Origin of the sequence: Corynebacterium pilbarense (genome assembly GCF_026930265.1) — a bacterium.
Taxonomy (GTDB): Bacteria; Actinomycetota; Actinomycetes; order Mycobacteriales; family Mycobacteriaceae; genus Corynebacterium; species Corynebacterium pilbarense.
Genome location: NZ_JANRML010000004.1, coordinates 25958 through 50618 on the forward strand (window position 1 = coordinate 25958; position 24661 = coordinate 50618).

Annotated in this window: 28 protein-coding genes and 1 tRNA gene; 9 read left to right on the top strand and 20 right to left on the bottom strand. The window is 64.0% G+C overall.

The window, feature by feature from the left end; translation table 11 throughout:
• Positions 1–13 precede the first annotated feature (13 nt).
• The 4 genes from NUW87_RS04640 to wecB all read right to left on the bottom strand — a co-directional run bounded on the left by NUW87_RS04640 (position 14) and on the right by wecB (position 4027).
• Positions 14–1315 carry a glycosyltransferase family 4 protein gene (locus NUW87_RS04640; protein ID WP_269027454.1) on the bottom strand — a complete coding sequence of 434 codons (1302 nt, stop codon included), beginning with the start codon at positions 1313–1315 and terminating at the stop codon, positions 14–16.
• Between the two features lie 39 nt (positions 1316–1354).
• Positions 1355–1428, bottom strand: a tRNA-Ile gene (locus NUW87_RS04645).
• A 62-nt stretch (positions 1429–1490) separates the two neighbouring features.
• Positions 1491–2756: a UDP-N-acetyl-D-mannosamine dehydrogenase gene (gene wecC, locus NUW87_RS04650; RefSeq protein WP_269027455.1), complete on the bottom strand. Its 1266-nt coding sequence runs from the start codon at positions 2754–2756 to the stop codon at positions 1491–1493.
• Positions 2757–2863: 107 nt separating this feature from the next.
• On the bottom strand, positions 2864–4027 hold the full coding sequence (wecB, locus tag NUW87_RS04655; RefSeq protein WP_269027456.1) for a non-hydrolyzing UDP-N-acetylglucosamine 2-epimerase: 1164 nt from the start codon (positions 4025–4027) through the stop codon (positions 2864–2866).
• Between the two features lie 117 nt (positions 4028–4144).
• Between wecB and NUW87_RS04660 the strand changes: the two genes are divergently transcribed.
• Complete coding sequence (locus tag NUW87_RS04660) at positions 4145–4417, top strand: hypothetical protein (RefSeq protein ID WP_269027457.1); 273 nt, start codon at positions 4145–4147, stop codon at positions 4415–4417.
• On the opposite strand, the gene NUW87_RS04665 is transcribed toward NUW87_RS04660, so the two are convergent.
• From NUW87_RS04665 to NUW87_RS04700, 8 genes are all read right to left on the bottom strand, one after another.
• Entirely contained in the window at positions 4414–5331 is a 918-nt protein-coding gene (locus tag NUW87_RS04665; RefSeq protein WP_269027458.1) for a Ppx/GppA phosphatase family protein, read from the bottom strand. The two genes, NUW87_RS04660 and NUW87_RS04665, sit on opposite strands and share 4 nt — an antisense overlap.
• On the bottom strand, positions 5328–5891 hold the full coding sequence (locus NUW87_RS04670; protein ID WP_269027459.1) for a DUF501 domain-containing protein: 564 nt from the start codon (positions 5889–5891) through the stop codon (positions 5328–5330). Before NUW87_RS04670 ends, NUW87_RS04665 begins: the two co-directional genes overlap by 4 nt.
• 88 nt (positions 5892–5979) lie before the next feature.
• The gene (locus tag NUW87_RS04675; protein WP_269027460.1) at positions 5980–6771 is read right to left on the bottom strand and encodes a hypothetical protein; all 792 of its coding nucleotides are present in this window, start codon (positions 6769–6771) and stop codon (positions 5980–5982) included.
• 85 nt (positions 6772–6856) lie between these two features.
• Positions 6857–7507, bottom strand: a complete 651-nt coding sequence (locus tag NUW87_RS04680; protein WP_269027461.1) for a septum formation initiator family protein — start codon at positions 7505–7507, stop codon at positions 6857–6859.
• A 135-nt stretch (positions 7508–7642) separates the two neighbouring features.
• Positions 7643–8563: a nucleotidyl transferase AbiEii/AbiGii toxin family protein gene (locus NUW87_RS04685; RefSeq protein WP_269027463.1), complete on the bottom strand. Its 921-nt coding sequence runs from the start codon at positions 8561–8563 to the stop codon at positions 7643–7645.
• On the bottom strand, positions 8550–9356 hold the full coding sequence (locus tag NUW87_RS04690; RefSeq protein WP_269027464.1) for a type IV toxin-antitoxin system AbiEi family antitoxin domain-containing protein: 807 nt from the start codon (positions 9354–9356) through the stop codon (positions 8550–8552). The genes NUW87_RS04685 and NUW87_RS04690 overlap by 14 nt, the downstream gene beginning before the upstream one ends.
• A gap of 159 nt (positions 9357–9515) precedes the next feature.
• Positions 9516–10790, bottom strand: a complete 1275-nt coding sequence (gene eno, locus NUW87_RS04695) for a phosphopyruvate hydratase (RefSeq protein WP_269027465.1) — start codon at positions 10788–10790, stop codon at positions 9516–9518.
• Positions 10791–10850: 60 nt separating this feature from the next.
• A complete protein-coding gene (locus NUW87_RS04700) occupies positions 10851–11657 on the bottom strand; it encodes a lytic transglycosylase domain-containing protein (protein ID WP_269027466.1) in 807 nt (268 codons plus the stop codon).
• Between the two features lie 300 nt (positions 11658–11957).
• Between NUW87_RS04700 and NUW87_RS04705 the strand changes: the two genes are divergently transcribed.
• Positions 11958–12374, top strand: coding sequence for a hypothetical protein (locus NUW87_RS04705; RefSeq protein ID WP_269027467.1), 417 nt, complete (start codon positions 11958–11960; stop codon positions 12372–12374).
• Positions 12375–12387: 13 nt separating this feature from the next.
• Here NUW87_RS04705 and NUW87_RS04710 read toward each other — a convergent pair whose 3' ends face one another.
• A complete protein-coding gene (locus NUW87_RS04710; protein ID WP_269027468.1) occupies positions 12388–12993 on the bottom strand; it encodes a MazG nucleotide pyrophosphohydrolase domain-containing protein in 606 nt (201 codons plus the stop codon).
• Between the two features lie 34 nt (positions 12994–13027).
• Between NUW87_RS04710 and NUW87_RS04715 the strand changes: the two genes are divergently transcribed.
• The 3 genes from NUW87_RS04715 (at position 13028) to NUW87_RS04725 (ending at position 14406) form a co-directional block, all read left to right on the top strand.
• A complete protein-coding gene (locus NUW87_RS04715) occupies positions 13028–13675 on the top strand; it encodes an 8-oxoguanine DNA glycosylase OGG fold protein (RefSeq protein WP_269027469.1) in 648 nt (215 codons plus the stop codon).
• A gap of 147 nt (positions 13676–13822) precedes the next feature.
• A complete protein-coding gene (locus NUW87_RS04720) occupies positions 13823–14014 on the top strand; it encodes a toxin HicA (RefSeq protein WP_239218656.1) in 192 nt (63 codons plus the stop codon).
• 2 nt (positions 14015–14016) lie between these two features.
• Positions 14017–14406 carry a hypothetical protein gene (locus NUW87_RS04725; RefSeq protein WP_083290156.1) on the top strand — a complete coding sequence of 130 codons (390 nt, stop codon included), beginning with the start codon at positions 14017–14019 and terminating at the stop codon, positions 14404–14406.
• Between the two features lie 251 nt (positions 14407–14657).
• Here the strand turns inward: NUW87_RS04725 and dnaG are convergent, their stop codons facing one another.
• A complete protein-coding gene (gene dnaG / locus NUW87_RS04730; RefSeq protein ID WP_269027470.1) occupies positions 14658–16649 on the bottom strand; it encodes a DNA primase in 1992 nt (663 codons plus the stop codon).
• A 34-nt stretch (positions 16650–16683) separates the two neighbouring features.
• Here dnaG and NUW87_RS04735 point away from each other — a divergent pair, with 34 nt between their 5' ends.
• Together NUW87_RS04735 and NUW87_RS04740 are read left to right on the top strand one after the other, a co-directional pair.
• A complete protein-coding gene (locus NUW87_RS04735; protein WP_377734948.1) occupies positions 16684–17076 on the top strand; it encodes a guanyl-specific ribonuclease in 393 nt (130 codons plus the stop codon).
• Positions 17076–17363, top strand: coding sequence for a hypothetical protein (locus NUW87_RS04740; protein WP_269027472.1), 288 nt, complete (start codon positions 17076–17078; stop codon positions 17361–17363). The genes NUW87_RS04735 and NUW87_RS04740 overlap by 1 nt, the downstream gene beginning before the upstream one ends.
• An 81-nt stretch (positions 17364–17444) precedes the next feature.
• Here the strand turns inward: NUW87_RS04740 and NUW87_RS04745 are convergent, their stop codons facing one another.
• From NUW87_RS04745 to NUW87_RS04755, 3 genes are read right to left on the bottom strand one after another with little or no spacing between them, the layout of a single operon-like run.
• Positions 17445–17795, bottom strand: coding sequence for a hypothetical protein (locus NUW87_RS04745; RefSeq protein WP_269027473.1), 351 nt, complete (start codon positions 17793–17795; stop codon positions 17445–17447).
• A gap of 2 nt (positions 17796–17797) precedes the next feature.
• Positions 17798–18256 carry a prevent-host-death protein gene (locus tag NUW87_RS04750; protein WP_269027474.1) on the bottom strand — a complete coding sequence of 153 codons (459 nt, stop codon included), beginning with the start codon at positions 18254–18256 and terminating at the stop codon, positions 17798–17800.
• Positions 18257–18296: 40 nt separating this feature from the next.
• The gene (locus tag NUW87_RS04755; RefSeq protein WP_269027475.1) at positions 18297–19316 is read right to left on the bottom strand and encodes an endonuclease domain-containing protein; all 1020 of its coding nucleotides are present in this window, start codon (positions 19314–19316) and stop codon (positions 18297–18299) included.
• Positions 19317–19381: 65 nt separating this feature from the next.
• On the opposite strand from NUW87_RS04755, the gene NUW87_RS04760 reads away from it, so the two are divergent.
• Positions 19382–20341: an ArsA family ATPase gene (locus NUW87_RS04760; protein WP_269027476.1), complete on the top strand. Its 960-nt coding sequence runs from the start codon at positions 19382–19384 to the stop codon at positions 20339–20341.
• A gap of 14 nt (positions 20342–20355) precedes the next feature.
• Here the strand turns inward: NUW87_RS04760 and NUW87_RS04765 are convergent, their stop codons facing one another.
• The gene (locus NUW87_RS04765) at positions 20356–21657 is read right to left on the bottom strand and encodes a deoxyguanosinetriphosphate triphosphohydrolase (protein ID WP_269027477.1); all 1302 of its coding nucleotides are present in this window, start codon (positions 21655–21657) and stop codon (positions 20356–20358) included.
• A gap of 20 nt (positions 21658–21677) precedes the next feature.
• Between NUW87_RS04765 and NUW87_RS04770 the strand changes: the two genes are divergently transcribed.
• A complete protein-coding gene (locus NUW87_RS04770) occupies positions 21678–23690 on the top strand; it encodes a TPM domain-containing protein (protein ID WP_269027478.1) in 2013 nt (670 codons plus the stop codon).
• 3 nt (positions 23691–23693) lie between these two features.
• Here NUW87_RS04770 and NUW87_RS04775 read toward each other — a convergent pair whose 3' ends face one another.
• Both NUW87_RS04775 and NUW87_RS04780 read right to left on the bottom strand, forming a co-directional pair.
• Positions 23694–24152 (bottom strand): hypothetical protein, encoded by a 459-nt coding sequence (locus NUW87_RS04775; protein ID WP_269027479.1) that lies wholly within the window; start codon positions 24150–24152, stop codon positions 23694–23696.
• Positions 24149–24655 (bottom strand): hypothetical protein, encoded by a 507-nt coding sequence (locus tag NUW87_RS04780; RefSeq protein ID WP_269027480.1) that lies wholly within the window; start codon positions 24653–24655, stop codon positions 24149–24151. The genes NUW87_RS04775 and NUW87_RS04780 overlap by 4 nt, the downstream gene beginning before the upstream one ends.
• Positions 24656–24661: the final 6 nt, after the last annotated feature.

Consider the following 24661-nt stretch of genomic DNA (forward strand, 5'->3'; position numbering starts at 1 on the left):
AAGCTGGCAGTACCTAGCTGGACGCATTACCATCCGATGCTTCGATCTGCCGCAGTATCTGCAGCAATCGCACAGGTGTCATTTCTTCACGCTCCCGAATCACCCAATCACGGCCAGCGGTTCCGACACTGAGACGCTGCGGGTTATTGCCAAGCGACACCCATAGATTTGCGAGCGCCGATGGATCCTGCGGTGCGACTACGTCTCCACCGCCCAGACTTGAGATTAGATCAGCGGCCTCTCCCTCCACGACCCCAGAAATATGAATCCGGTTAAATAGCAACTCATAGGTTTTTGAAGGAACCGTACGCCGCAACGGTTCCCATTCGGCCAAATGCACTAGCGCTGTGTCAGCCCAGTCGTAATAGGCGTTCAAAAGTTCTGCGGGTTTCAGCCGAATAAAACTCGCGTCGACTCCAAACTCCTCGGCCTTTTCCTGAAGCAGTTCACGGGCTGCACCCGCGCCAACAAAAATCATGTGAACTTGGAGCCCCTGTTGCTTGGCCAGCTTGGCAGCCTCCAAAGCGTTTTGCAGGTTTTGCGCGCGGCCTATAGTTCCTGCGTACAGCACGTTTAAATGGCCGCTCTTGCGGTGACTCCCTCTGTCTTCCGTCGGCTGACTAGCTACCGGAAACACATTTCGGATTACTACAACTTCTGGGCTGCTTCCTCGCGTGGACAATTCACGGCGAGACTCCAGAGATGCTTTTAGGGTGCTGGAGGTGACCAAAATCGCTCTTGCTCCGCGCAGAAGAGAATTCAGTACTTTCGTGGACACACTAGTAACTAGTTGGAGCGGGCCGTTTTTGGCGAGTTTCTCTCGGATCGACGGATCCCCGACGCCAGCATTCCAAGACGTTGCTTGTCCCATCAAATCTGGCCAAGCATCTCGGAGATCGATGACGTACGGTCGACCGAAAATTTTCGCAGCCAGCCACGTTACCCCTGCCGTTGGCAGAGCGGGAACCGTTCCTATTACGATGTCCGGCTCAATCTGCTTCCTGTTCCTAATGAGCGTGCGAACTTGCGAAAGTGCTATCAGAAGCTGGCTCGCCGCTTTCGATGTAATCGAGTCGCCTACTCGGTACGCGGAACTGCGGAAGATATTCTCGCCTTCGGCTCCCTTATATGGGACTTTCCGCGTCAGACTACTGTCACCTGTAGTGACGTCAATCGACCGGCTATTACGCGGTGGCGGTGCAACTACACAGACTTCATGACCAGCGTCGATAAGTATTTTCGCAAGCCAAGACCATCGTCGTTGCGGTACTCCATTTTCTGGGTACCAGTACTGGGTGACGAGAAGGATGCGCATGTCCTCGCCACCTCCGATTGACTATGGGCTGAATAATTGTGGGGCCAGCGGGGCTCGAACCCGCGACCAGCGGATTATGAGTCCGCGGCTCTAACCGACTGAGCTATAGCCCCTAGTGCAGATCCAGAGCAGTTGTGCCTGGAACCGCAATTCTTAGGCGTAAAGCACGAGTGCGTTAGCGCCAAATGCCTCTAGTATCAATCACAGTCTTTCCGTTGAGCAAATCCTGGTCGACACCAACAAACTCTCGGTGGTCAACAAGGAGGACTACAACGTCTGCGCCTTCGATCGCCGTGGTGAAATCGGCCAATTCGATGTTCTTGTGAGCGGAAAGACGTTCAGGGAGGGAGTCAACGTTCGGTTCCACAACCGAAACAGTTGTTTCGGGATTTCGCTCAGCCAACTTCTCAACGATCCCCAGTGCCGGCGACTCTCGGAGATCGTCGATGTCTGCCTTGAAGGCGATACCGAGCGCTGCCACCCGCTTGTTGTCAGACTCGCTGAGCGCCTTCTCCACCTTATCCAGGACGAACGACGGCTTGCCATCGTTGATCTCTCGTGCCTGGCGAACAATCTTGGCTTCCTCCGGAACGGCGGAAACGATGAACCACGGATCGACAGCGATGCAGTGCCCACCGACGCCGGGGCCGGGCTTGAGGATGTTCACGCGCGGGTGGTGGTTGGCGAGCTCAATCAGCTCCCAGACGTCAATTCCAAGACGGTCGCTAATGAGGGAGAGCTCGTTCGCGAAAGCGATATTTACGTCTCGGAAAGAGTTCTCGGTAAGCTTCGCCATCTCTGCGGTCGTCGCATCCGTCGTCAGCAATTCAGCGGTGCAGAACGTTGCATACAAATCCCGAGCGAGCTCCGTGCCCTTAGGAGTCAAACCACCGATGACGCGGTCATTGTTCTCCATCTCTTCCATGATCTGCCCCGGCAGGACGCGCTCAGGACAGTGAGCAATGAAGATGGCATTCTCGTCTTCTTCGTTCAGCGAGAGGTCAGGCCGCTTCTCGATGATGTACTCCGCCATGTTGCGAGTCGTTCCCGGAGGAGAGGTGGACTCCAACACCACGAGTGCACCAGGGCGCAAGTGCGGAGCCATCGCGTCGACCGCAGAATTGATGTATTTGGTGTCTACCTCGTGATTCTCACCCTTGAACGGGGTTGGCACGCAGACGATGTAGGCATCCGCCTCGACCTGGTCGAAGCGTGCGGTGAGCAGACCGCGTTCCACGACGTCCTTGAGAAGCTCGTCAAATCCTGGTTCAACGAACGGCACTTCACCTTTGTTGATGGATTCAACGAAGGCGGGGTTGACATCAACACCGGTTACCTTGACTCCCTTGGACGCGATAAACGCTGCCGTTGGAAGACCGATGTACCCAAGGCCAACGACGCAGACATCTTTAAACGTATTTTGCACCGCGGTGTTTGCCACTTTCTATTCCTTTCGCACAGGGTCTAATTGGGACCCGCTGTCTCGGCGGCTCGGATCGTTCTTTTAGAGCGTACCCTCGCCAGCTTTGCCTGTGTTCTCAGTCCCGGTTACTTGCCGTCGATTTCCGGTTCAAACTCTCCGATGCGTTCGCCAACGCCCATCAACTCGGCAATCGCGGCCACAGCACGCTCTGCAGCTTTACCGTCGCCGTAAGGATTAACTGCGTTCGCCATCGCTTCATAAGCGGCATCCTGGTCGAGAAGGTTCCTGGCTTCCGCAACAATCCGATCTCGGTCAGTACCGACAAGCTTCACCGTTCCGGCGACAACAGCTTCGGGGCGCTCGGTATTCTCGCGCATCACAAGCACCGGCTTACCGAGCGAAGGTGCTTCCTCTTGAACGCCACCCGAATCGGTGAGGACAAGGTATGCGCGGCTCATCAGCGCAGTAAACTGGTCATACGGCAGCGGGTCCGTGATGATGACGTTCGGAAGGTCCTCAACTTCCGGAAGAACAGCATCGCGCACCTTCGGGTTGAGGTGCAGCGGCAGCGCGAAGATGTGATCCGGATAGGACTTCGCGAGGTCTTGGACTGCCCCACCGATTTCCTTCATAGCGTCGAGGTTCTCGCGGCGATGGGTGGTTACCAGCACAAGCTTCTCGTCGGAGTTCCGAAGCTCCTCCAGCCGCTGATCGTCAAATTTAACGTCCCATTCCGAAGCAGCCAGCAGAGCATCGATGACGGTGTTGCCTGTAACGACGATGTCCTTGGAACGGAAGTTTTCCCGGCGAAGATTCTCGCGCGATTCGTTTGTGGGAGCCAGGTGGAGGGAAGCGATTTGGCCGATGATTTTGCGGTTCGCTTCCTCAGGGAACGGCGAAAAGATGTTGCCGGTGCGCAGGCCAGCCTCGAGGTGAACAATCTTCACGCCCTTGTGGAAGCCCGCCAACGCTGCCACCATCGCCGTCGAGGTGTCGCCCTGGGAGATGATGACGTCCGGCTTTTCTTCCTCGATGATCGGATCGAGGCCCTGAATCGCACGCGCCACCAACTCGTTAAGAGTCTGCCCGGGCTTCATCAGCGCCATGTCGTGGTCCGGAGTGATGCCGAAGCGCTTGTTCACCTGCTCCAGCATCTCGCGGTGCTGGCCGGTCGAGACGACGACAGATTCGAAACGATCATCATCCTGGAGGGCGCTAACGACCGGAGCAACCTTGATGGCCTCCGGGCGGGTGCCGTAGACGGTCATGATCTTGGGCTTGTCCGACATAGGTTCCTTAAGGGTCGTTCGTCACAGGGATACTCACTACAACTTAGTACAGCGCCGTTGGATAAGTGTGCCGAGGGCAACCACCCCGCCCCGCTTTTCCGCTGTACCCTGACCACCATGTACCAATACGTTGTCGGGGCCGCCGCCGGGTATGTGCTCGGCACGAAAGCCGGCCGGAAGCGCTACCACCAGATCGTCAACGCCGCGCAGGCTGTCGCCAACTCGCCGGTGACCAAGCAGGTCACCGCCTCGGCACGCCGGGCTATCGCGAACAAGATTGATCCGGAGCCGCGCATGCGCGAGGTGAAGGACCTGCGCAAGGGCAGGAAGCTCCGTGGCGGTTCGGCTAAGCAGATCGAGGACACGATCTACGAGCCGGACCAGGATTAGTCCAGCCCGGCGACGATCCCGTCGAGGATGTCCTTTTCGCTGATGATGAAGCTGGTAGCGCCAGCTTCGCGCTCGAAGGCGTCCATGAGCTGCTCGACCACGGTTGAGCCGGAGCCGATCACGTCCGCGCGGCCGGGGTGGACAGCCGGGTTCTCGCGGCGCTGAGCCGCGGTCTTGGCACGCAGATCGGCGGTCACCTCACGGAGCCGGTTGAAGGGGATCTCCGACATGTGGATGCGCTCTGGGTCGTAGCTGTCCAGCCCCTGCGCTAGGGCAGAAAGCGTCGTAAAGGTGCCAGCGCAGCCGACAAACGTCTGCGCGTCTGCGAACGGAATGGTGGACGCGGCATCGGCGATTTTCTCGTCGATAAGTGCGCGCGCATCAGCGGTTTCCTCCGCTGTGGGCGGGTCGGTGCGCATGATGCGCTCGGTGATGCGCACACACCCCATTTGGGTGGAGATGGCGTGGCCCTCCATGACGAACTCGGTCGAGCCGCCGCCGAGATCGATTACGCAGAACGGGCCGCGGGCCGGGTCGATGTCCGCGGTGGCGCCGGCGAACGACAGCGCCGCCTCCTCCTCGCCGGTGATGACCTCGGCGACTGCGCTCGGTTGGATCCGGCCGAGCAGTTCACGGGTCATGGCGAAGAAATCCTCGCGGTTGGCGGCATCGCGGGTGGCGGAGGTGGCCACCATACGCACGCGGGTGACGTGCTCGCGCTGCATCTCCTCGACGTAGTCGACAAGTGCCGCGCGGGTGCGCTCGATCGCCTCTGGGGCGAATTTGCCGGTCTCGTCGACGCCCTGGCCGAGGCGGACGATGGTGTTGCGGCGTGAGACCTCGCCGGTGTCCGTGTCGTGGATGAGCAGGCGGATGGAGTTAGTGCCGCAGTCCACGGCGGCGACGCGCGTCATGCCAGCCCCTCCCCTGCTTCCTCCAGGGTGATGCCGAGATCGTCGAGCGAGGGCCAGTCGGCGGGGATGGCGGAGCCGCGCAGGTCGCCGTGCTCTGCGGCCAGCGCTACTGCTTCGGTGCCGAAGCGGACGCGCTCGGGGCCTTCGGCGAGCGCGTAGGCGATGAGTACGTGGAGGCACTTCACGCGCTCGGGCATGCCGCCACCGGAGAAGTCGGTGCCCAGGTCCTCGATGGCGTTGCGCTCTTTCAGGAAGTGCTCATGGGCTGCCTGGTAGTCGGCGCGGAGTTCCTCGCCTTCGGCGCTGTCTGCGTTGAGGCGGTGTTCCATCCACTTCATCACCTGCGCGACCTCGAGACGCGAGGCCTCGGCGGTCAGGCGCGGGTCGGTGAGGTAGTACAGGGTGGGGAACGGGGTGCCGTCGTCGAGCTTGGGCGCGGTTTTCACCACGGCCGGCTGGTTGTCCGGGGTGGTGTACGCGATGGCGAGCACGCCGCGCGGGGTGCGGCCGAGCTGCTCGGCAACGATGGCGAGTTGTTCGTCTGTGGGAGGAGTGTGCATGCGGGCCATTGTCCCACAGCAGAGGAAACCGACGAGTGGATGTCTCACATCTGAGTTGCGCCAGAACCGGTTGCCTACCGTGAACCCGTTAACTGGAGGTAAGAAAGTTCGCTTGGGCATCGCTCAACGTACTTGCCCGTTGTAACACTCGGCTGAAGCCACCGTCATTTCGTTGCTTCACTACTACGGTGTATATTTTCTCGGCATCTAAAGGCACGGTGACCAAACGCAGCCTGTCTTTCTTGCGACTACGAAACTTGCCATATTCAATAGAGTCGAGCTGTACATCAAACTCAAACGTGCTCCCAGTCGGCGCCGACACCTGTATGTAGAGCTGAACAACTTCGTTCGGGGCCAAATAGAGGTCCGGACGATCACGGTAAAAGATCGTTCCCAGGGATTCGTCGGCAACGAGTGCATCATATTTGACGCCGGTACTAAGCGATGTGATGTCGCACCACATCGCTCTTTCTTCGGTTCGCCCCTGCGGCACTTGAAAAACGAGAGTTCCTGAGGGACTCGGGGACACCTCGGCCACACAGATAGACACATTGTCAATCATCACGCTCCGTGTGAGGTTGTTTTTGATCCGCACACGATATGTACGACCGACTTTCCCAGTCACGCCGTAGGAAGTGAGATTGAGGACAGTTGCTGTCAGTTCGGCACCATGAGCAGGCATCTCATGTTGATTAAAATCGTCCCATTTCACGCCGTCCAGTTCCAACGCGTCTGGGTGCACCCAGACGATCGGGGCAGATTCTGGCAGTTGCTCAACAGCTTCGATGTGGATCTTTCTGCTCTTGGGCGTAACGACCTTGATTATCAGTCCCATTGCTTTCTCGACGACAGCCCCGAGCACTGTGGATCCAAATTCCATGTTTGTAAATCTACTGATAAGGAAATATTCGTTCAGCGAAATTCTTGAAGAATAGGGGCTGCTCCCACAGGACAAGACTCGAAATTTACTGCGCTGGCGCGGGAGCTTCCGGTGCCGGCGCTTCGGGAGCCGGGGCCTCCGGAGCGGCCGGGGCCTCTGGCGCTGGAGCTTCTGGCGCTGGCGCTTCGGGGGCGGGGGCGGGCGGAGCGCCGTCGATAGGCGGAAGCTCCTCGGTTGGGACTTCGCGCAGGGAATCCCACATCACCTGCGGCCAGGTGCGGGTGTCGGGGATGTCGTCCTTGCCGGTGGTGATGGCCTCGGGCGCGGTCATGCGGGGGTCGATGATGCGCCAGGCGGTCTCGCCCTCCTCCATCACGCCCAGGCGGCGGCGGGCTTCCTGTTTGATAAAGGCATCGTCGTCGTACATGGCGATGTCGTCCTCCAGGGCCTGTTTTTGGGCCTCGAGGCGGGCGATGGACTCGTTGGCGCGGGCGATCTCGGCGCGGCCCTCGTAGAAGTTGCGCAGTGGCGCGGCGATGGCCAGCAGCACGAGGATGAGCACAGCAATGAGGATGACCACACTCGCCATGTCCTGCTTCGGAAATGCGATGGCCCTGCCGCGCTGCTTGCGGCGCGCGGCGCGCTCGGCGTTTTCCCGGTCGCGGCTGGCCACTGGCACCTTGCTTGGGCGGCTGCGCAGGCTGGGCGTTTTGCGGCGGCGCGAGGGGTTGGTCATAGTCAGCAGATCCTACGCCACAGTGGCAATTGGCTGGCCGAGACGCGCTCGGGGGTTCACACGCTACGAGGTGCACCCCCGAACCAGAGAACCGATTTTGAGGTCTTGTGCTTCACTCCGGCTGGTATGTACGGGTTATTGCCAACTTTGTTTGTCGGGATCCCAGCGAGAATCTGTGATTTCTCCATCCAACACAGGGTTAAGCACGCTGGATGCGAAAGCCATCGCCTCAGAGAAGTCACGGTAGCGATCAGGCAAGCCGAAATAGGTTTCTGCCCGGCTGCTGTACCCGGTCGTCCAATTCTGCGGCGCCCACATCGCCTTTGGGATCTCGATTCTTCTGCGCTGCGCTTCATGCTGGCACGCAGAAACCAGTTTCTGCGCCGAGATCGGTTGGGTGAGCAATATGGTGATGATGTCCGCTAGGTCGTGATAACGGGTGCTATCCCCGCTGCGGTGCTCTTCCCTCATCGCGCAGACTTTGTCCGCGAGCTGCGACTCAATCGCAGTGGCGTACACAGCAAAATGAGCGACCTCCTCAGCGATGAGTTCGTCTAATACAGGTCTGAGCTCCACCCGCTCGTGCGGCTGTTGCGTTTGGCGCTGCTCAGTCAAGTCCAGACTGAATGCCTGAAACACATCTGCCCCCGTCATCGCATCGATTTTCACTTCATAGGTTGGTCCTCTGTAGCCATTGTCGCTTTCTGGTCGTTTCAGCTGGACGCTTCTCACCCGGTAGCTCAGTGGACCTTGTCCGGGACGTTTGGCAATCTGATCCATCTCGGCCTCAATGACTGCAAGCGGCCCAAGCTCGGGGATCCGAGCGAGATCAATATCGGTGGTCGTGCGTCCCTCACCATTTCGCATCAGCAGAGACGCCCCTCCTTTGAGCACCCACTCATCGGATCCCGTCTGAAAAACTCGTTCGAGGAAGCCCTCAAACGCGATCTGGTAGCGAATCAAATCGCTCGGCAGACCGCGGTCCTTCGATCTTCTCGCGATGGCTTGGTTGAGCTTCTTTTGCTGCTCTTTACTTTCCCGCCTACTTGTAACCATTACCCCACTGCTTCGCTATCTGGTCTAGCTGCTTCCGGTATGGTTCCAGCGTCTCTCCGAGTTGCTTGCCGGCCAGCATCACATTTTTCTCAATACCCTCAAGGCCTTTCGCAGTGTGGACCAGCCGTTTGCGGAGTTCATCGATATACTCCACGGAAGACGCTTCAGCACTGAGCTCGGAGACAAGCTGCATGCCGGTTTTCACCCCGTAGGAACGAGCGGCCGGAGCCAGTTTCTCGGCGAGGTCGTCGATGCGTACGTTTTCTTTCCGCAAGGCATCCGCGACAAGGTCGGCCAGATAGCCCCTCTCAACCCCTTGCTCGGCCAAGTCGCCGACCGTTCTAGCAACGCTTGTCACCGGCAGCCCGTCCACGGACACGATGTCGCCCTCGGCAAGCGTGCGGCGCGTATAAATACGGACCCCCTGCTGCCGCGTCTGCTTCGTGCCACCGGTTGAAAACGTGAACTTCGGCGGAATCAAACGTCCAATGTCGTGGATGCGCGCTGCAGACTCGTGAGAGACCACGACGGGCCACTCATCCTCCCAGCGCTCGTCGATGAACTTCTTTGGCTCGAGCGACAGCCAGGCGGCACGAATTTCATCCTGCGGCCCAGCCTGGTGAGAAGGCAGTAAGTACACCCCATGCCTCGCTCGATCAAGGTCGCCCTTCTCGGCCAACCGTGAAAGTTGCAGCCTCTCGACGCCCTCCCGGCCAGCCTGTGCCGTAGTGACGATCCCCCACTGGTCGGAGGCGATCGTCTCCAAGGTCGCCAGCACCTCCGCTTGCTTCATACGCCACTCCGTCACTTTGTATCGCTTCCTGCTGACGATTGTATCACTCATTGAGATACAATCGTCAGTTCAGATTGATACAAACGTCAATCGTTGCGACCAAGAAAAGGCCCCGCGCCGAAAACGGGCGGGGCCGGAGGTGCGTCGCTAAGCAAATGCTTACTTAAAGCGCGGGAACGCGGAGCGGCCCGCGTACTCGGCGGCCGGGCCGAGCTCCTCCTCGATGCGCAGGAGGCGGTTGTACTTGGCCACGCGCTCGGAGCGGGCCGGCGCACCGGTCTTGATCTGGCCGCAGGACAGCGCCACGGCCAGGTCGGCGATGGTGGTGTCCTCGGTCTCGCCGGAGCGGTGCGACATCATGGTGCGGTAGCCGTTGCGGTGGGCGAGCTCGACGGCGTCGAAGGTCTCGGTGAGGGTGCCGATCTGGTTGACCTTCACCAGCAGAGCGTTCGCCGCGCCCTTCTCAATGCCCTCGGCCAGGCGCTTCGGGTTGGTGACGAAGAAGTCGTCGCCGACGATCTGCACCTTGTCGCCGAGCTGCTCGGTGAGGGTGACGTAGCCGTCCCAGTCGTTCTCGTCCAGCGGGTCCTCGATGGAGACGATCGGGTACTGCTCCACCAGGTCCGCGTAGACCTTGATCATCTCCTCGGCGGAGTGCTTGCCGCCCTCGAAGTTGTAGGCACCGTCCTCGAAGAACTCGGAGGAGGCGACGTCCAGGGCGAGCGCGACATCGTCGCCAAGCTTGTAGCCGGCCTTCTCAATGGCCTCCACGATCAGGTCCAGGGCCTCCTTGGTGGAGCCGACGGACGGGGCGAAGCCGCCCTCGTCGCCAAGACCCGTGGACAGGTCCTTGGACTTCAGCACGCTCTTGAGCGCGTGGTAGACCTCGGCGCCCATGCGCAGCGCCTCGGTGAAGGTCTCCGCGCCGATCGGGGCGATCATGAACTCCTGGACGTCCACGCCCGAATCCGCATGCGCGCCGCCGTTGAGGATGTTCATCATCGGTACCGGCAGCAGGTGCGCGTTCGGGCCGCCGATGTAGCGGTACAGCGGCAGCGCAGCCGAATCCGCCGCGGCCTTCGCCACAGCCATGGACACGCCCAAAAGGGCGTTCGCGCCCAGCTTCTTCTTGTTGTCGGTACCGTCGAGCTCGAGCATAAGCTTATCGACGATCCGCTGGTCGTCCGCCTCAATCCCCGCCAACTCGTCCGCAATGGTTTCGTTGACGTTCTCGACAGCCTTCAGCACACCCTTGCCGGCGTAGCGCTCGTCGCCGTCGCGAAGCTCGTGCGCCTCGTGCTCGCCCGTGGACGCGCCGGACGGCACGCCAGCGCGGCCGTGGGAGCCGTCCGCGAGCAGCGCCTCCACCTCCACAGTCGGGTTGCCGCGGGAATCCAGAATCTCGCGGGCGAAGATGTGCATGATGTCGGCCATGGTGACTCCTTGCGTGGGTCGAGTGCTGTCTTACCGCGTACCAGCTTAGCCCGGGTATGCCTAGCGGTGTGCCGGCTGGTTCAGCGCGTAGTTCGCCGCAGCGTCGCGGACTTTGGCCACGTAGTCGTTGGACTGGTTGTAGGCGAAAATCGCCTGGCGCCAGCCCTCCTCCGTCGCCAAGTCGCGCGTGGCGCCGCCGGAGTTGCACAGCAGGTTGGCCGCGCCGAGGGCGGCGTCGTCGATCTGCTGCGGGTCCGGGTGGCCGTCGCCGTTCGCGTCGCGCCCGTAGCGCGCCCAGGATTCCGGGATGAACTGCATCGGGCCGACGGCGCGGTCGAACTCGGGGTCGTTGTCGAAGGCGCCTTGGTCGGTGTCGGTGACGTGGGCGAAGCCGTCGCCGTCGAGCTTCGGGCCGATGATCGGCGGCTCCGGGTAGCCGTCCTGGTTTAACTGCGAGTTGTCGAAGCGGCCCGTGTAGGTGCCGTGGCGCGTTTCCACCCAGCCGATGCCGGCGAGCGTGTTCCACTGCAGGTTGCAGGCCGGCCAGGATTCGGCGGCGATCAGGGCGGCGTTGGCGTAGGCGCGGATGGCCTGGCCGGGGACGTTGGTGGCGTTGCCGATCTCCTGCGACCAGTCAAAGAGCAGGTCGGAGGTGCGGCCGGGGCCGTGGACGTCGATAGGCGGGGGTGCTACGGCGGCGGGCGGCGGCATCGTGGTGGGCACCGGCTGCAGCGGCTCGTGGCGGTCCGGGGAGGAAAACGCGGCGATGAGCCACGCCACCAGCGCGACCACCATCACCACGGCGGCGGCCGCGACGAGGACACCCGCGCAGCCGCACCCGCGCGCTACTCGCCTGGCTGCTGACATGACCGGAGAGTGTACCGCGCGGATGCCCGCGAATGGTGAACGCGCCGGTGGCACATACCCGCGTTGGGCTTTGTCGCAGTTAACCTGAATTCGGCGAGCGTTTTGGGGCGGGCGGGCGGTGGCCGAGCTGGGGTTTCGCGCGGTCGTTTTTGGGTTTTCATCGACGCGAGTCAATCCGCATATGTCTACCCCAGCCGGTTGACTATTTTCGCCATTCCCGCCACTTTCGCCACACGTGTCACTTGTTTAACATGTATGATTCTCCGCGACCTAGTTTCTTCCCCGAAAGGACCCCTCACAATGCGCCGTATCGCAACCCTTGCCGCCGCTGGCCTGATGGCCGCGGCCGCAATCGCCTTCCCCGCCACCGCCCAGGCTCAGACGCAGTCGCTCGAACTGCTCAAGCTGCTCAACGGCAACATCGCCACCGCCAACTGCGACGCTCTGCGCGTCGGCCTGACCTCCACCAACATGGTCGGCCCGGACACCACCCGCTCCCAGCTGGTTTCCAACGTGAACAACGTGGTGGGCACAGACGCCACGCTGCGCCTCGTGTCTGCATCCACGGTCGGTGCGCTTGCAGACCGCGCTTTGGAGTGCGGCATCGTCAAGCCCGACCCGGCCACCCCGATGGACAAGTTCTTCGAGATGAGCTCCCAGATGTCCTCCCAGGCCAACCTGCCGGAGATCCGCAACTACATCGGCGCGCTGCGCTAATTCAGCTCCGCGGCTAGCGCTTCTCGGCGGCCTTGCCTTCCTCCCACAACCGGTCCTGGGTGGCTTTGTCCACGGGGCCGGTTGAACCGTCGAAAAGATAGGGCGCGCGACGGCGCATCTTCTGCACAAACGCGTCGGCCACGTCACCGAAGTCGAACGCGCCGGACTCCGAAGCGATCTCGGCGTGGAACAGGATTTGGAGCAGAAGGTCGGACAGTTCGGACTTTAGATCGTCGATAGGCAATTGGTGCTCGATTGCCTGCGCGACCTCCTCAGCCTCCTCCCGCAGAAACGGCAGGAGGCTTTCGTGCGTCATGGCCTGCTCCCACTCGCCGCGGCGGCGCGCGGCGTGCATCGTGCGGGTGGCCTCGAAGACCGGGTCGTCGAGACTGGCGACGCGTTCCGTGTCCGCGCCGTCCTTCTGCCAGCGCAGGACCTCCGGGTCGTCCGGGTCGGTGGAAATCAGCCACTTCTCCGGGCCACCTTTGACGTTGAGGGCCCAGCGGACGTCGACAGGCACCTCAGGCGTGAAGGCGACATCGCCGCTGATGCGGCCGGCCAAGTGGAGGGGGATGAGGGAGGGCCAGCGGGGGTCGAGAAGCAGGACGGTTGCGGTCATGGTGGGCAAGTCTAAGGGCTCTAAGATGGAGCGCATGACTCAGATTGCTGAAGCCCTCGAGACCGTCAAGCCCACCGCGCAGGACGTGCTGGGCGACTCCGTGACCTTCTCCCCCATCCGCTGGAAAACCGGGTGGCCGCACCACCTGCGCCGCGTGCCGCCGTTCCGCGACGACGCCACCGCCTCCATCACCCGCTCCGAAGTCTTCGCGTTCGGCGCGGACGTTCGCGAATCCGGGTTTGCGCGCGAGCAGATCATCGACTTTTTGGGCGCCTGCTTCGCCTACGTTGCCGGCCAGTCCAACCAGGTGATGCAGATGCAGGCGTTTTTGCGCAACAAGGGCAACGCGGCTCAGCTTCTGGCGGCGGCGCGGAAGCTGGACGGCGTCGGCGCCGTTGACGCGTACGGCTCTTTGGTGGCGACTGGGCTGCCGCCGAAGTTCGCCTCCGCCGTGGCGTACTTCCTGGCCGGGGAGCAGGAGGCTGGGGAGGCGTCGAAGCCGGTGATCATCTGCTCTAACCGCGCGCGCATCGCTGGTCTGCCATCGGAGGGCGACTGGTCCGCCGAGGAGTACGGCGAGTACCTCGAGGCGCTCAAGGCGGCGCGCGACGCTTACGACGCTGAGCTGCCGCTGGACGCCGTCGAGTGGGCACTGCGGGAGTTCGCCCGCCGCTCCGAGTAGGGGGAATGTGTGCGATCCGGCGAGCTCAGGGAAAACCTGAACTCGCCGGGTTTTGTTTTTTTGGTGGTCAGTGGCAAGCAGCACACCACCCACCCCTTTCGTTTAGACCACTACACTTGATTAAGTCAATCGCACTAAACTAGAATCGTGACAAAACGCAAGGACATCCTCAAAGCGATATCCCACTACGCAAAGACAACCGAGCAGGAACTCACCATCAAAGAAGGCGGATACCACACACGTATATGGGTCGGTGACCGCTACACGACTGTTCCCAGGCATCGAGAAATTCCCGATCTCGCCGCCCAAAAGATTTATAAGCAGATTGGACTGAAATAACGATGAACTGCTTTACCGCGACTGTCCAACGTGACTCCGGCTGGTGGGTCGGCCAACTCGATCAAGACCCTGGTGTCATCGTCCAAGCACGTCGCCTTGATCAGATTGAAGACGAATTCAAAGACGCCCTTGGACTTTTTCCCGAACTGACCCACGATGCAGAGTCCGCCCAGATCGAACTCGCCATCGGTGGCGAAGCGGAAAAGGCGGCACTTTCGGCACGAGACGAGCTCGAAGAGCTGCGTCGGCAAGAACACGATCAACTGGGGAAAATCGCCCAGCACGCGAAAGACCTCTCTGAACGCGGTTACAACTACCGTGACATCGCCTACCTTCTGGGCATCAGCTACGGCCGAGTCGGGCAGATTCTCAAACAGCACTCCGCAGCGTAAGGCCAATGTTTGCCCCGGTTCCGGGGGTTTCGCCCGACCTGCCGCGGCCGCACGCAAACCGGCTACCCACAACCGGCTACCAGCAGTTTTTCTGCATGGTAGCCGGTTGTAGGTAACCGGTTTCCTCATGTGGGCCGGCTCCTTGCGAAGGGCCCACCCAATTTTTCGTCCGGCACCACTCGCACACGGATGGTGTGTTTTTGGAATGTGGCAAATATTTGCCACATTCCAATTTCAGTACACCCGCGCCCCTACCGGTTGCCGCGGAAGGCGCGGTCGTTGAGGTCGCGGCGGGCCTGCTCGAGGGCAACGAGGTCGGAGAACAGGGCGTTGTAGGCCTCTTCGTCGTCGGAAGGCCGCATGCGCTGGAGCTGCGACTTCAGCTGCGCGATCTGCTGGCCCACGCGGGTCTCCTGCAGACGTGAGAGCACGGAGTCGGCGTATTCGTACAGGTCGTCGGCGTGGACGGGCTCGACGGCCAGCTCGGAGACGAAGTTGCGGCCGGCGTAGTCGCGCATCTCGCCGGCGACCGCGGCGAGGAAATTCGACGCGTCGGGGGCGCCAGCGGCGGTGCTGTCGGGGGTGGCGCCCGGCGCGGTGCCGGGGCTCGGCGCACCCGCCGCGGCCGCGGCAGCCCCGGCGCGGGCGCAGCCGCCGGCGGCGGTAATGGCCTCGCGGACCTGGTGGTAGGCGTCGTGGGTGAAGGCGTCCGGGTTGATGCCGTCGAAGTAGTTGCCGGCCGCAGCCGGGTGCTGCAGGGCAAGCTTCAGGGCCTCGCGCTGGGGCCACAGCACCGGGTCGTCCGGGCGCGGAGGGATGAGGATCTCGGACTGGGCGCCGGAGCTGTCCGGGCCGGCCGCGGCGGGGTCTTTCACATCCGCCTTAGGCACGCGCTTCTGCTTTTTCGGTTTCTTGGCCTCGGCGCGGACCTGCTCCAGCACCTCGTCCGGGTTCGGCCAGCCGACCCAACCGGCAAGGCGGCGGGCGTACTCCTGTTGGAGCACTTTGTCGGAGATGGTGGCGACGACGGGCACGGTGCGTCGTAAGGCTTGCACGCGCCCCTCGGCGGAATCCAACGAGTAGTCCTTTAATAGCGACTCGATGACGAACTCGTACACCGGCACGCGGCTGGCGACGAGGTCGCGCAGGGCCCCGTCGCCACGCGCGAGGCGCAGGTCGCAGGGGTCCATGCCGTCGGGGGCGACCGCGACGAAGGACTGGGCGCCGAACTCCGCGTCCGTCTCAAAGGCGCGCATGGCGGCCTTGCGGCCGGCCTCGTCGCCGTCGAAGGTGTAGATCAGCTCGCCGCGGAAGAAACTGTCGTCGAGCATGAGGCGGCGGATCAGGCTCATGTGGTCGCCGCCGAACGCGGTGCCGCAGGTGGCCACCGCCGTATCCACGCCCGCGGCGTGCATCGCCATCACGTCGGTGTAGCCCTCCACCACCACCGTCTGGTGCTTCTCCGCGATGTTCTTCTTCGCCTTATCGATGCCGAAGAGCACCTTGGATTTGTGGTACAGCAGCGTGTCCTGGGTGTTGATGTACTTGCCCAGGCGGTCGTCCTCGTAGAGCTTGCGGGCGCCGAAGCCGATGACGTTGCCGGCGGTGTCCTTGATCGGCCAGATCAACCGGCCGCGGAATTTGTCGATCGGCCCGCGTTTGCCCATCGAGGACAGGCCGGCGTCGATAAGCTCTTGCGCCTCAAAGCCCTTGCGCAGAAGGTGCTTGGTCATCGGGTCCCACGCGTGGGGCGCGTAGCCGCATTCGAAGTCGTAGATGAGCTCGCGGGAAAAGCCGCGCTTGAGCAGCATGTCGCGCGCGGGGGCGGCGTCGGCGGTCTCCAGCTGCTCGCGGAAGAACTCGTGCGCCGCCTTGTTCGCCGCCAACAGGCGCTGGCGCGTGCCGCGGTCCACCTTGCGGGCGCCGGTGGATCCGCCCTGGTAATTGATGTGGTAGCCGATGTGATCCGCCACCGCCTCCACGGCCTCGGGGAAGGACAGCTGCTCCATCTCCATCATGAAGGAGAAGACATCGCCGCCCTTGCCCGTGGAAAAACAGTGGTAGTAGCCATGCGCGGGGCGGACGTGGAAACTCGGGGTGCGCTCGTCCTTGAACGGGCTTAGGCCCTTCAGCGAGTCGTGACCGGCAGGTTTGAGCTGCACGTACTCGCCGACAATCTCGTCGAGCGGCGCGCGCTGACGGATAGCCTCAATGTCGCTATCCGGAATTCTGCCCCTAGCCATGGCGCTCACTCTAGCGCGTGGCACGATATTGCCCATGAAGCGCCTATCCGTCCTGCTCGCGTGCCTGTTTTTGAGCAGTTGCCTATCGACGCCACCTCCGGCCCCTCCTGAGTCGTCGGCTCCGTCGGCTTCCGGGCTGCCCGCGTGCGGCTCGCTTCCCGACGAAGCCTGGGACACCGTCGACCTCATCGAAGCCGGCGGCCCCTTCCCCCACCCGGACAACGACGACCGCCGCTTCGGCAACTACGAACGCATCCTGCCCGAGCAGCCGCGCAACTACTACCGCGAGTACACCGTGGACACCCCGGGCGTGCACCACCGCGGCGCGCGGCGCATCGTCACCGGTGGCGGCTCGGACGGCCACGTCGACGAGTGGTTCTACACCGCCGACCACTACGAATCCTTCTGCGAAATGGAGGTCAACTAATGCCCGCTGTGTTTCTCACCCGCCCGGTGCGCTCGATCGAAGACCTCGGCGCCGCCATCATCGCCGCCGTCTACGGCGCGGGCGCCGCTTCGTCCCCCGACGGTGCGTCCCCCGACGGTGCGTCCCCTGACGCCCGCCCGGTGCCGCGCAACCTCGACGCCCTGGCCGACCTGTTGCGCGAGACCCGCGTGAAGCGTGTGGTGGTGACGGATTGGGGGATGCCGGAGGCGTCGATAGGCGGGCTGCTCGAAGTCCTCGCCGACGAAGGCGTCGAGCTTTCCCGCTAGACCCCTAGTAAGAAACCCCTATTAAGGCCCAAAATGGCGCATACTAGGGCTCTGTTACTAGGGGTTTGCGGGCGGGAGGGGCTACTTCGTCTCGTTCGGGTGGCTGGTGTGCACGGCCTCGAGGTAGACCGTGCGGCCATCGACGTAGAACCAGATCCGCGCCGAGCCCTTCAGCGTCGGTTTGTGCTGCCACCTCTCGTACGAGCGCCCGCCTCGCCGCAAGGCCCCAAGCTCTCCCTTCAGCCGATAGTTGGTGGGAGTGGTTGCCGTCGGGGTACGAGTGAGGAAATCCCACACGTCCGCCATCGAGTTCCGCATGGTGGCCACCAGGTCGCGCCACCCCTTCTTCGCCCCAGCCGAGGCGAAGCGGATGTCGTACTCGACCTTCTTTGAGGGCCGCGGTACCAGCTCCCCCTTCCTCCCGGCCGCCATCGCTAGGGGCGCTCCACCGGCTCACTGTCTGTAAGCCAGTCGGTTTCGACATCCCCGAGTCCTGCCGCGATGGCGGTCGCAGTTTCCTTCCACGCGGTGAACTCGGCGAGGGCGAGTTGCGGTTGTTCGGTGGCGAAGGAGGCGCGTGCTGCGTCGATAAGCTCCTGCGCACACGATTCCCTGTCTGCCTGCGACAGCGCCAACATCCAGGGGAACGCTCGAGCCATTCGTTCGCCAAGGCTGCCGACGCCTTCCGTTGCCACGGTGATGAGTTGCGCCGCGAGTTCCAGCAACTGCGCCCGCCGTTGCGCCTCCCGCGCGGACATGAGCACCAGCGACTCCCCGTCGCGGCGTGTGACCGTGACCGGGTGTTTTTCCGCTTCGGCGAACACCTCGGCGGACCGCTTGCTCAGGTCAGAGGAGCGGCGGGAATGCGGTGGAGTTCCTGCTGCGAGTGTCATGCCCCTGAGGATATTCGGAATGTATTCGGAAGTCGAGGGCTCACGCCCTGCTTAGCATGTCGACGGCTTCCTGCAAGTCCGGCGGCAGCGCCACGTTGCGCCCCGGGCCGGTCGGTGTGTAGCCCTTCGGCTTCACCTGCACGGGGAGCAATCTCCGGGCGGCCGGCCACGCGTTGCGGATGCGTTGGATCAAATCGGCTTCGTCGCCCCAGAAGTCGCTGGTGTAGAAGTGCAAGACCTTGTAACCGCGCTCGGCGAGCCAATCATCGCGCGCACGCTGCTTGCGCAGGACGTCATGGGGGACCTCCTCGTATTTTTCCCAGCCGTCGACCTCCACGACGAGGTTGTCGCCGATGAGGAAGTCCACCCGGTACCGCCCGATCACCGCCTGGGTGCGGTACGGGACCCCGTGGGCGTCGAGGATCAAGCGCAGGAGGGACTCGTAGGGTGAATCCGAAAGTCTGCTGGCCAGCGGGAGCGCTTTCCGGGCATCGGCGATGCCTTTCGTGCCGGCCAACCGGGTGATGGTGGCGCGGAACTGGTGCAGCAGTTCGTCATAGAGCTGGTCGCCGTGGCCGGAGAGCACGCTGTCTATCGCTATGACGCCTTCGCGCACGCCGCGTTCACGCGCGATGTCGACGGCGGTGCGGATCGCATTGGTGTAGCGCACGGACCCGTCGTGGATGATGTCGGCTTCCGGGATTTGGCGGTGGCGGTATTCGTACCCGGTCCAGACGCCTTTGGTGGAGGCCGGGCGCCCATTCGGCACCGCAAGCGTGACAGGTTCGTTGCGTGCGATGGTCCACACGCCGTTCAGCCTGGCTGCCGAGCAGTCGATGAGTACCGCGCGTCTGCTTTGGCACCCTGCTGCGTAGCACTTCAAAAACGCCCGCTGGTACTCCTTGAGCTTTTTCCACGTCGCGGCGCAGAAGTAGATCGACTTGGTCAGCTGCACCATCTCGCCTTCACTGATGCGCCGGTGCGTTTCGGTGTCCACGGACGACACCCTCCGCAGGTCGACGAGCTTTTCCCGCAGTTCCTTCTTGCGCGTGTCTTTCATTAGTCCCCCCTTGACTAATTACCCCGCTGCGGAGACTACCGGAGGCGCATTGTTCCTGCCGGGTATTGGGCCGGCAGGCCGGTCGGCGGGCACGGCTGGCGGCACGGCCGGCGGAGCAGGTTCCCGGCGCCCACCGGCCTGTCCTCCTCCCAACTCCGCAGACCCCTAGCAACAAACCCCTAGTAAGGCCGAAAAACGGGCATTCTCGGGAGGGCTTACTAGGGGTTTGCGGGAATGAGCGCAGCCTTCTCAGAGGCTGGCACTCTCTCACGCCGCTCGAGCCCAACCTCCACGTGGTGGAGCTCGACCCCGCCGCGACCACCGAGCGGCACCTCGCGGAGGTGGAGCGCTCCATGCGGGCGATGATGCCGGAGCGCATGCACCCGGAGATCCGCCGCCATCTGGACCTGTCGCGGCACTCACCCGGCATGCATGAGGCGGCGATGCTGGAGGCGGTGGCGGAGCTCGTCGATAGGCAAGGCTTCGACCACATCATCTTCGACACCGCACCCTCGGGCCACACCTCCCGACTGCTGGCGCTGCCGGAGCTCATGGCCGCGTACACCGGCGGGCTGATGCAGCGGCGCGAGCAGTCCGACAAGTTCTCGCGCGCGGTGCGCGGCCTGGGCGGGACTGTCGACGACCCAGTGGAGCGCCGCAACCAGGAAATCCGCGCCACCTTGTTGCGCCGCCGCCGCAAGTTCGAGCGGCTGCGCGACATCCTCACCGACCCCGCGGCCTGCGCGTTCCACATCGTGCTCACCGCCGAGCGCCTGCCGGTGCTCGAGAGCAGCGAGCTTTACGACGACCTCACGTCCAACAGCATCCGCGTCGGCTCGTTGGTGATCAACCGCCGCAGCCCTCAAGAGGCCGGCGACTTCATGGCCGCCCGCCGCGCCGTGGAAGACGACGCGCTTGAACTGCTGGACGCGAAACTCCCCGACGTCCCCCGCATCGAGCTGCCCTGGCTGCCCGGCGAGATCGGCACCCGCGCCGCGCTCGCCGCCATCGCCGGGCGGTTGTAGCGCTCTGCGCCGCCCTAGAAGTACCCCTCGAAGGCGGCGGCCTTCTTCGCGGTGCGCTCCAGGCGCGACTCGGTCATGGACGCGATCTGGTCCACGATCACCCGCTCGCGCTCCAGGTCCGTCTCGGCGGCGTTGAACCACGCCTGGAACATCGTGTCCAGGGTGCCCGGCGCGCCGGCGCGCAGGTACTCGTGGACGCGGTAGATGCGATCGCGCTGCCGGTCCTGGCGCGCCTGGTGGGCGGGCTGGTCCATGACGTAGAGCACCGCGACGGTCTTGAGCAGGCGGACCTCGGCCTCCACGTCCGGCGGGACTACGAGGCGCCCGTGCTGCCGGCCCAGGCCGAGGCCAGGCGCGCCGGAGGTCGCAGCGCCAGAAGCGTCCGCGAGGGCACGGTTGCCGTCGTCCTCGCGGGTGGCGCGGGTGACGGCGCCGACGTAGCGGCCCACCAGTTGCGACGTCAAGGCTTTCAGCCCCGTCCACGCGCTGAGGGAGTAGTCGAACTCGGCGGCCGAGGCGATGGCGGGCAGGGCGCGCAACCTATCGGCGGCGTCGACAAGCGAGTCCGCATCGCCGCCGAACGCCGCCGCTCCCTTCTCGGCCAGCGCGGCCAGCTCCACGAAGTCCCACAGCACGCGCAGCGACACGCGCCCGGAGACGATGCCGTCCTCGACGTCGTGGACGGAGTAGGCGATGTCGTCGGAAAAATCCATCACCTGCGCCTCCATCGGCGGCGCCCCATCGACGTGCCCCTCACGCACCCACTCCAGCACGGCAGCGTCCTCGTCGTAGGCCGAGTACTTCCGGTTCACAGAACCGTCCACGTTCGTGCGCGTCAGCGGATACTTCACGGCCGCGTCGAGTGAGGCGCGGGTGAGGTTGAGGCCGAAGGACGTGCCGTCGATAAGCACTTTGGGCTCCAGGCGCGCAAGGATCCGCAACGTTTGCGCGTTGCCCTCGAAGCCGCACGGCGCGACCTCGTCGAGCGCGACCTCGCCGTTGTGGCCGTACGGCGGGTGCCCGATGTCGTGGGTCAGCCCCGCCATCTCGCACAGGTCGGGGCTAAGCCCCAGGCCCTCGCCGATGCCGCGCGAGATCTGCGCGACCTCCAGCGAGTGCGTCAGGCGCGTGCGCGGGGTGTCGCCGTCGCGCGGGCCGACCACCTGGGTTTTGTCCGCCAGGCGCCGCAGCGCCGCGGAGTGCAGCACGCGGGCGCGGTCGCGGGCGAAATCCCCGCGCGAATCCGGAGCGAGTTGCGCGCCCTTCGGCGCCTCGTCGGCGCGGCGCTGCGTATCGACGGCGTTGTAAACGTACACGTCGCGCTACCCTAGTCGGCATGACTAGCCGTTACTTGCGCATCCTGGCCGTGTCCGGCGGCCTTTTTGTCGCCGCCGCACCCGCACTCAGCTTTGCGACGGAAGCTCCGCCCGCCCTCATCCAGGCCCAAGCCACCGCCACCAAGGCCTCGCTCGAGCCAGGCCGGCTCACGCAACCGGTGACCGACGACGCCGCAGTGCTCTCCCCCGCCGAGCTCTCCGAGATCGAGTCGGCGATCCAGCAGGTGAGCCAAACTCAGGGCAAGTCCGTGCGCGTGGTGTTCCTGCGCTCGTTCGGGCAGTACACCCCGCCGGAGTGGGTGGATAAGGCCGTGGCGGCGAACGGCTCGAATACCGCCGTGCTGGCGATCTCGCCGGATGAGCGCCTGTACAACGTCGGCGGCGGCGAGGAGTGGACGCAGTCCGAGATCGACCGCATGAACGACGCCGCCTACGCGCAGCTGTCGCAGATGAACTGGTCTTCCGCGGCGTTGAATGCGGTGAATGCGGTGGCGGGCGGAGGCTCGTCGTCAGGCGATGGCGCGGGCACCGGCTGGCTCGCTGGCGGCCTTGGCGTGGCGGCGCTCGCGGGCGGCGGCGTGTACGCGGCCACGCGCAAGGGCTCGAAGAAGCAGCAGGCCAAGCAGATCGAGTCCGCCAAGGCGCTGGACCCGTCGGACACCGACTCGCTGGGGCGCCTGCCCACGCCGACATTGGAGGAGGTCGCGCGCGACGCGCTGGTCTCCGCCGACGAATCCATCACCCAGGGCAAGCAGGAGCTCGAGCTTGCCACCGCCGAGTTCGGCGCGGACCGCGTGCGCCCGTTCACCTCCGCGATGAACGAGGCCACTACCACCCTGCAGCGCGCGTTTGCAACACACCAGAAGCTTTACGACGCCATCCCGGAAACCGAACCCGAAAAGCGCGCCATGCTGGTGGACATCATCTCCTCGTCCGGCCGCGCGGAGCAGGCGCTGCGCGACAAGACGACCGAGTTCAACGAGATGCGCGGCGTGCTCATGCGCGCGCCCGAAGAGGTGGAGAAGGTCCTCGCGCGCACCGTGGACATCCGGGCGCGCCTGGAGCCCGCGCGTGCGACGCTGGCGCAGCTGCAGGGCGAGTACCCGGCGCAGATCTTGGAGTCCATCGTGGACAACGTGGACCTGGCCGAGGCGTCGCTGGACGAGGCGGAAAAGGCCCTCGGCGAAGCGCGCACCCTTGCCGACAAGCCGGCCGGGCGCCAGGGCGCGCTGCTGGACACGCTGGCCGCCGCCACCCGCGCCGTCAACGTCTCCGACACCAACCTCGCCGCCATCGAGCACGCCGAGGACAACATCCGCGCCGCGAAGGCCAACCTGCCGGCGCTGATCTCCGAGATCCGCGACGAGTTGCGCGAGATCGAGCAGGTCAAGGGGGCGCGTGCGCAGGGCGCGCCTATCGACGTCGCTTCGCTCGACACCGTCTCCTCCAAGGCCCAACGCATGCTGAGCGAAATCGGCGACCGCGACGAGACCGACCCGCTGGCCCTCTACCAGGAGCTGACCAGCATGGACGCCGACATCGACGCCGCGCTGGATCGCGCCAAGGGCATCGCCGGCGACCAGTCCCGCGCGCTGCAGCTATTCGACCAGCAAATGCAAGTCGCCGGCGCCCAAATCCAGCGCGCCGAAGACCTCATCCTCTCGCGCGGGCGCATCATCGGCTCGCACGCGCGCACCCTGCTCGCGGAGGCGAAGCGCCAGTACGCCCAGGCCCACCAGCTGCGCGTGCGCGACACCCGCACGGGCATCAACGCCGCACGCGCCGCCACCGACACCGCGCGACGCGCCGAGGCCGCCGCGAACGACGACCTGCGGCGCTACCAGGCCGCCCGCAACCAGCAGACCGCCAGCTCGCTGGCCAGCGCCGTGCTGTGGGGCTCGATGCTCTCCGGCGGCTTCGGCGGCGGCGGTCTCGGAGGCGGCGGCGGCGGTTTCGGAGGGGGCGGCGGGTTCTCCGGCGGGCGCCCTTCCAACCGCGGCGGCACCTTTTAGCTGCTAGTAGCGCGTGCGACGCGCCGGCGCGTCGACGAAGGTCAGCGCCCACGTCATGAAGGCGAGGTCCACCAGCTGGATCTCGTCGAACCCGTCGGCGCGAAGCGTCGGCTCCGCCACGTCGACGCCGAGCTCGCCGGAGGGGAAGCCCCGGGTCACAGCGATGAGCTCGCCGGTGCCGTCACGAATCTCGCGCTTCGGGGTGATCGCACCGGCCAGCAGGTCGAAGCCCGAGCGGTTCAGGCTGTAGCGGCGGCCGGCGCACTCTGCGGCGTAGCGCGACACCGTGAATCCGGCTTTGCGCAGCAGGTACTCTTCGTTCGTCGCAACGTCGAAGGCGCGGAACTTCACTGGATTATCGGACGTGACGCGCAACACGGTCTCGCCCACCGTGATCGTGTCGGGGGTGGAATGGGCGACGGACCTTTGGTCGTCGATAAGCGAGGCTCCCTGCCAAATCACAGCACCGCCACCACCACAACAAACAGCGACAAGAACACTAGCGTGGCAATCAACGCGGTGGAATTGGCCATCTTGCGCGCCTCCAGCACGCAGCGCGAAAGCCACGCCAAGCCGGCAACCTGCACGGGCGGCAGCTGCGTCTCCCCCTCAAACTCGAGGATGGCCTTGCGCACCCCGTTGTGATCCTGGGTGAACTGGGCGACCTTCTCGCCGTCCGGGCCCTCGACCACCCAGTTCTTGGACGTCTCCGGGATCAGCGCGTACGGGGTACCGCCCACAACCGCGTCGATGCGCTTCGCGCGCTTCAAACTGTCGGAGGTGCGCACGATCTCCTCACCGCCGCACGTGGCCAGCGCGCCCGACTCAGCGTGCGCCGTCAGATCCCAGCTCTGGCCGCACACAATCGCGCGGTCGTGCTCGAACACGCCGAGGACGTCCGGGCCGTCCTCCTCCAAAAGCTTCGGCGCGTCCCGGTTCGAGCGGTCCCAGCTCACATAATGCATGAGCGA

Excerpts from the sequence above, each read along its gene's own strand:
- NUW87_RS04735 (WP_377734948.1), top strand. The coding sequence starts at position 16,684 with ATGAAGCGCCTATCCGTCCTGCTCGCGTGCCTGTTTTTGAGCAGTTGC.
- NUW87_RS04640 (WP_269027454.1), bottom strand. The coding sequence starts at position 1,315 with ATGCGCATCCTTCTCGTCACCCAGTACTGGTACCCAGAAAATGGAGTA.
- dnaG (WP_269027470.1), bottom strand. The coding sequence starts at position 16,649 with ATGGCTAGGGGCAGAATTCCGGATAGCGACATTGAGGCTATCCGTCAG.
- NUW87_RS04685 (WP_269027463.1), bottom strand. The coding sequence starts at position 8,563 with ATGGTTACAAGTAGGCGGGAAAGTAAAGAGCAGCAAAAGAAGCTCAAC.
- NUW87_RS04755 (WP_269027475.1), bottom strand. The coding sequence starts at position 19,316 with ATGAAAGACACGCGCAAGAAGGAACTGCGGGAAAAGCTCGTCGACCTG.
- NUW87_RS04780 (WP_269027480.1), bottom strand. The coding sequence starts at position 24,655 with ATGCATTATGTGAGCTGGGACCGCTCGAACCGGGACGCGCCGAAGCTT.
- NUW87_RS04675 (WP_269027460.1), bottom strand. The coding sequence starts at position 6,771 with ATGGAATTTGGATCCACAGTGCTCGGGGCTGTCGTCGAGAAAGCAATG.
- NUW87_RS04740 (WP_269027472.1), top strand. The coding sequence starts at position 17,076 with ATGCCCGCTGTGTTTCTCACCCGCCCGGTGCGCTCGATCGAAGACCTC.
- NUW87_RS04680 (WP_269027461.1), bottom strand. The coding sequence starts at position 7,507 with ATGACCAACCCCTCGCGCCGCCGCAAAACGCCCAGCCTGCGCAGCCGC.
- NUW87_RS04710 (WP_269027468.1), bottom strand. The coding sequence starts at position 12,993 with ATGACCGCAACCGTCCTGCTTCTCGACCCCCGCTGGCCCTCCCTCATC.
- NUW87_RS04670 (WP_269027459.1), bottom strand. The coding sequence starts at position 5,891 with ATGCACACTCCTCCCACAGACGAACAACTCGCCATCGTTGCCGAGCAG.
- NUW87_RS04770 (WP_269027478.1), top strand. The coding sequence starts at position 21,678 with ATGACTAGCCGTTACTTGCGCATCCTGGCCGTGTCCGGCGGCCTTTTT.
- NUW87_RS04725 (WP_083290156.1), top strand. The coding sequence starts at position 14,017 with ATGAACTGCTTTACCGCGACTGTCCAACGTGACTCCGGCTGGTGGGTC.
- NUW87_RS04745 (WP_269027473.1), bottom strand. The coding sequence starts at position 17,795 with ATGGCGGCCGGGAGGAAGGGGGAGCTGGTACCGCGGCCCTCAAAGAAG.
- wecB (WP_269027456.1), bottom strand. The coding sequence starts at position 4,027 with ATGTCGGACAAGCCCAAGATCATGACCGTCTACGGCACCCGCCCGGAG.
- NUW87_RS04715 (WP_269027469.1), top strand. The coding sequence starts at position 13,028 with ATGACTCAGATTGCTGAAGCCCTCGAGACCGTCAAGCCCACCGCGCAG.
- NUW87_RS04660 (WP_269027457.1), top strand. The coding sequence starts at position 4,145 with ATGTACCAATACGTTGTCGGGGCCGCCGCCGGGTATGTGCTCGGCACG.
- NUW87_RS04705 (WP_269027467.1), top strand. The coding sequence starts at position 11,958 with ATGCGCCGTATCGCAACCCTTGCCGCCGCTGGCCTGATGGCCGCGGCC.
- NUW87_RS04665 (WP_269027458.1), bottom strand. The coding sequence starts at position 5,331 with ATGACGCGCGTCGCCGCCGTGGACTGCGGCACTAACTCCATCCGCCTG.
- NUW87_RS04750 (WP_269027474.1), bottom strand. The coding sequence starts at position 18,256 with ATGACACTCGCAGCAGGAACTCCACCGCATTCCCGCCGCTCCTCTGAC.
- eno (WP_269027465.1), bottom strand. The coding sequence starts at position 10,790 with ATGGCCGACATCATGCACATCTTCGCCCGCGAGATTCTGGATTCCCGC.
- NUW87_RS04700 (WP_269027466.1), bottom strand. The coding sequence starts at position 11,657 with ATGTCAGCAGCCAGGCGAGTAGCGCGCGGGTGCGGCTGCGCGGGTGTC.
- NUW87_RS04690 (WP_269027464.1), bottom strand. The coding sequence starts at position 9,356 with ATGAAGCAAGCGGAGGTGCTGGCGACCTTGGAGACGATCGCCTCCGAC.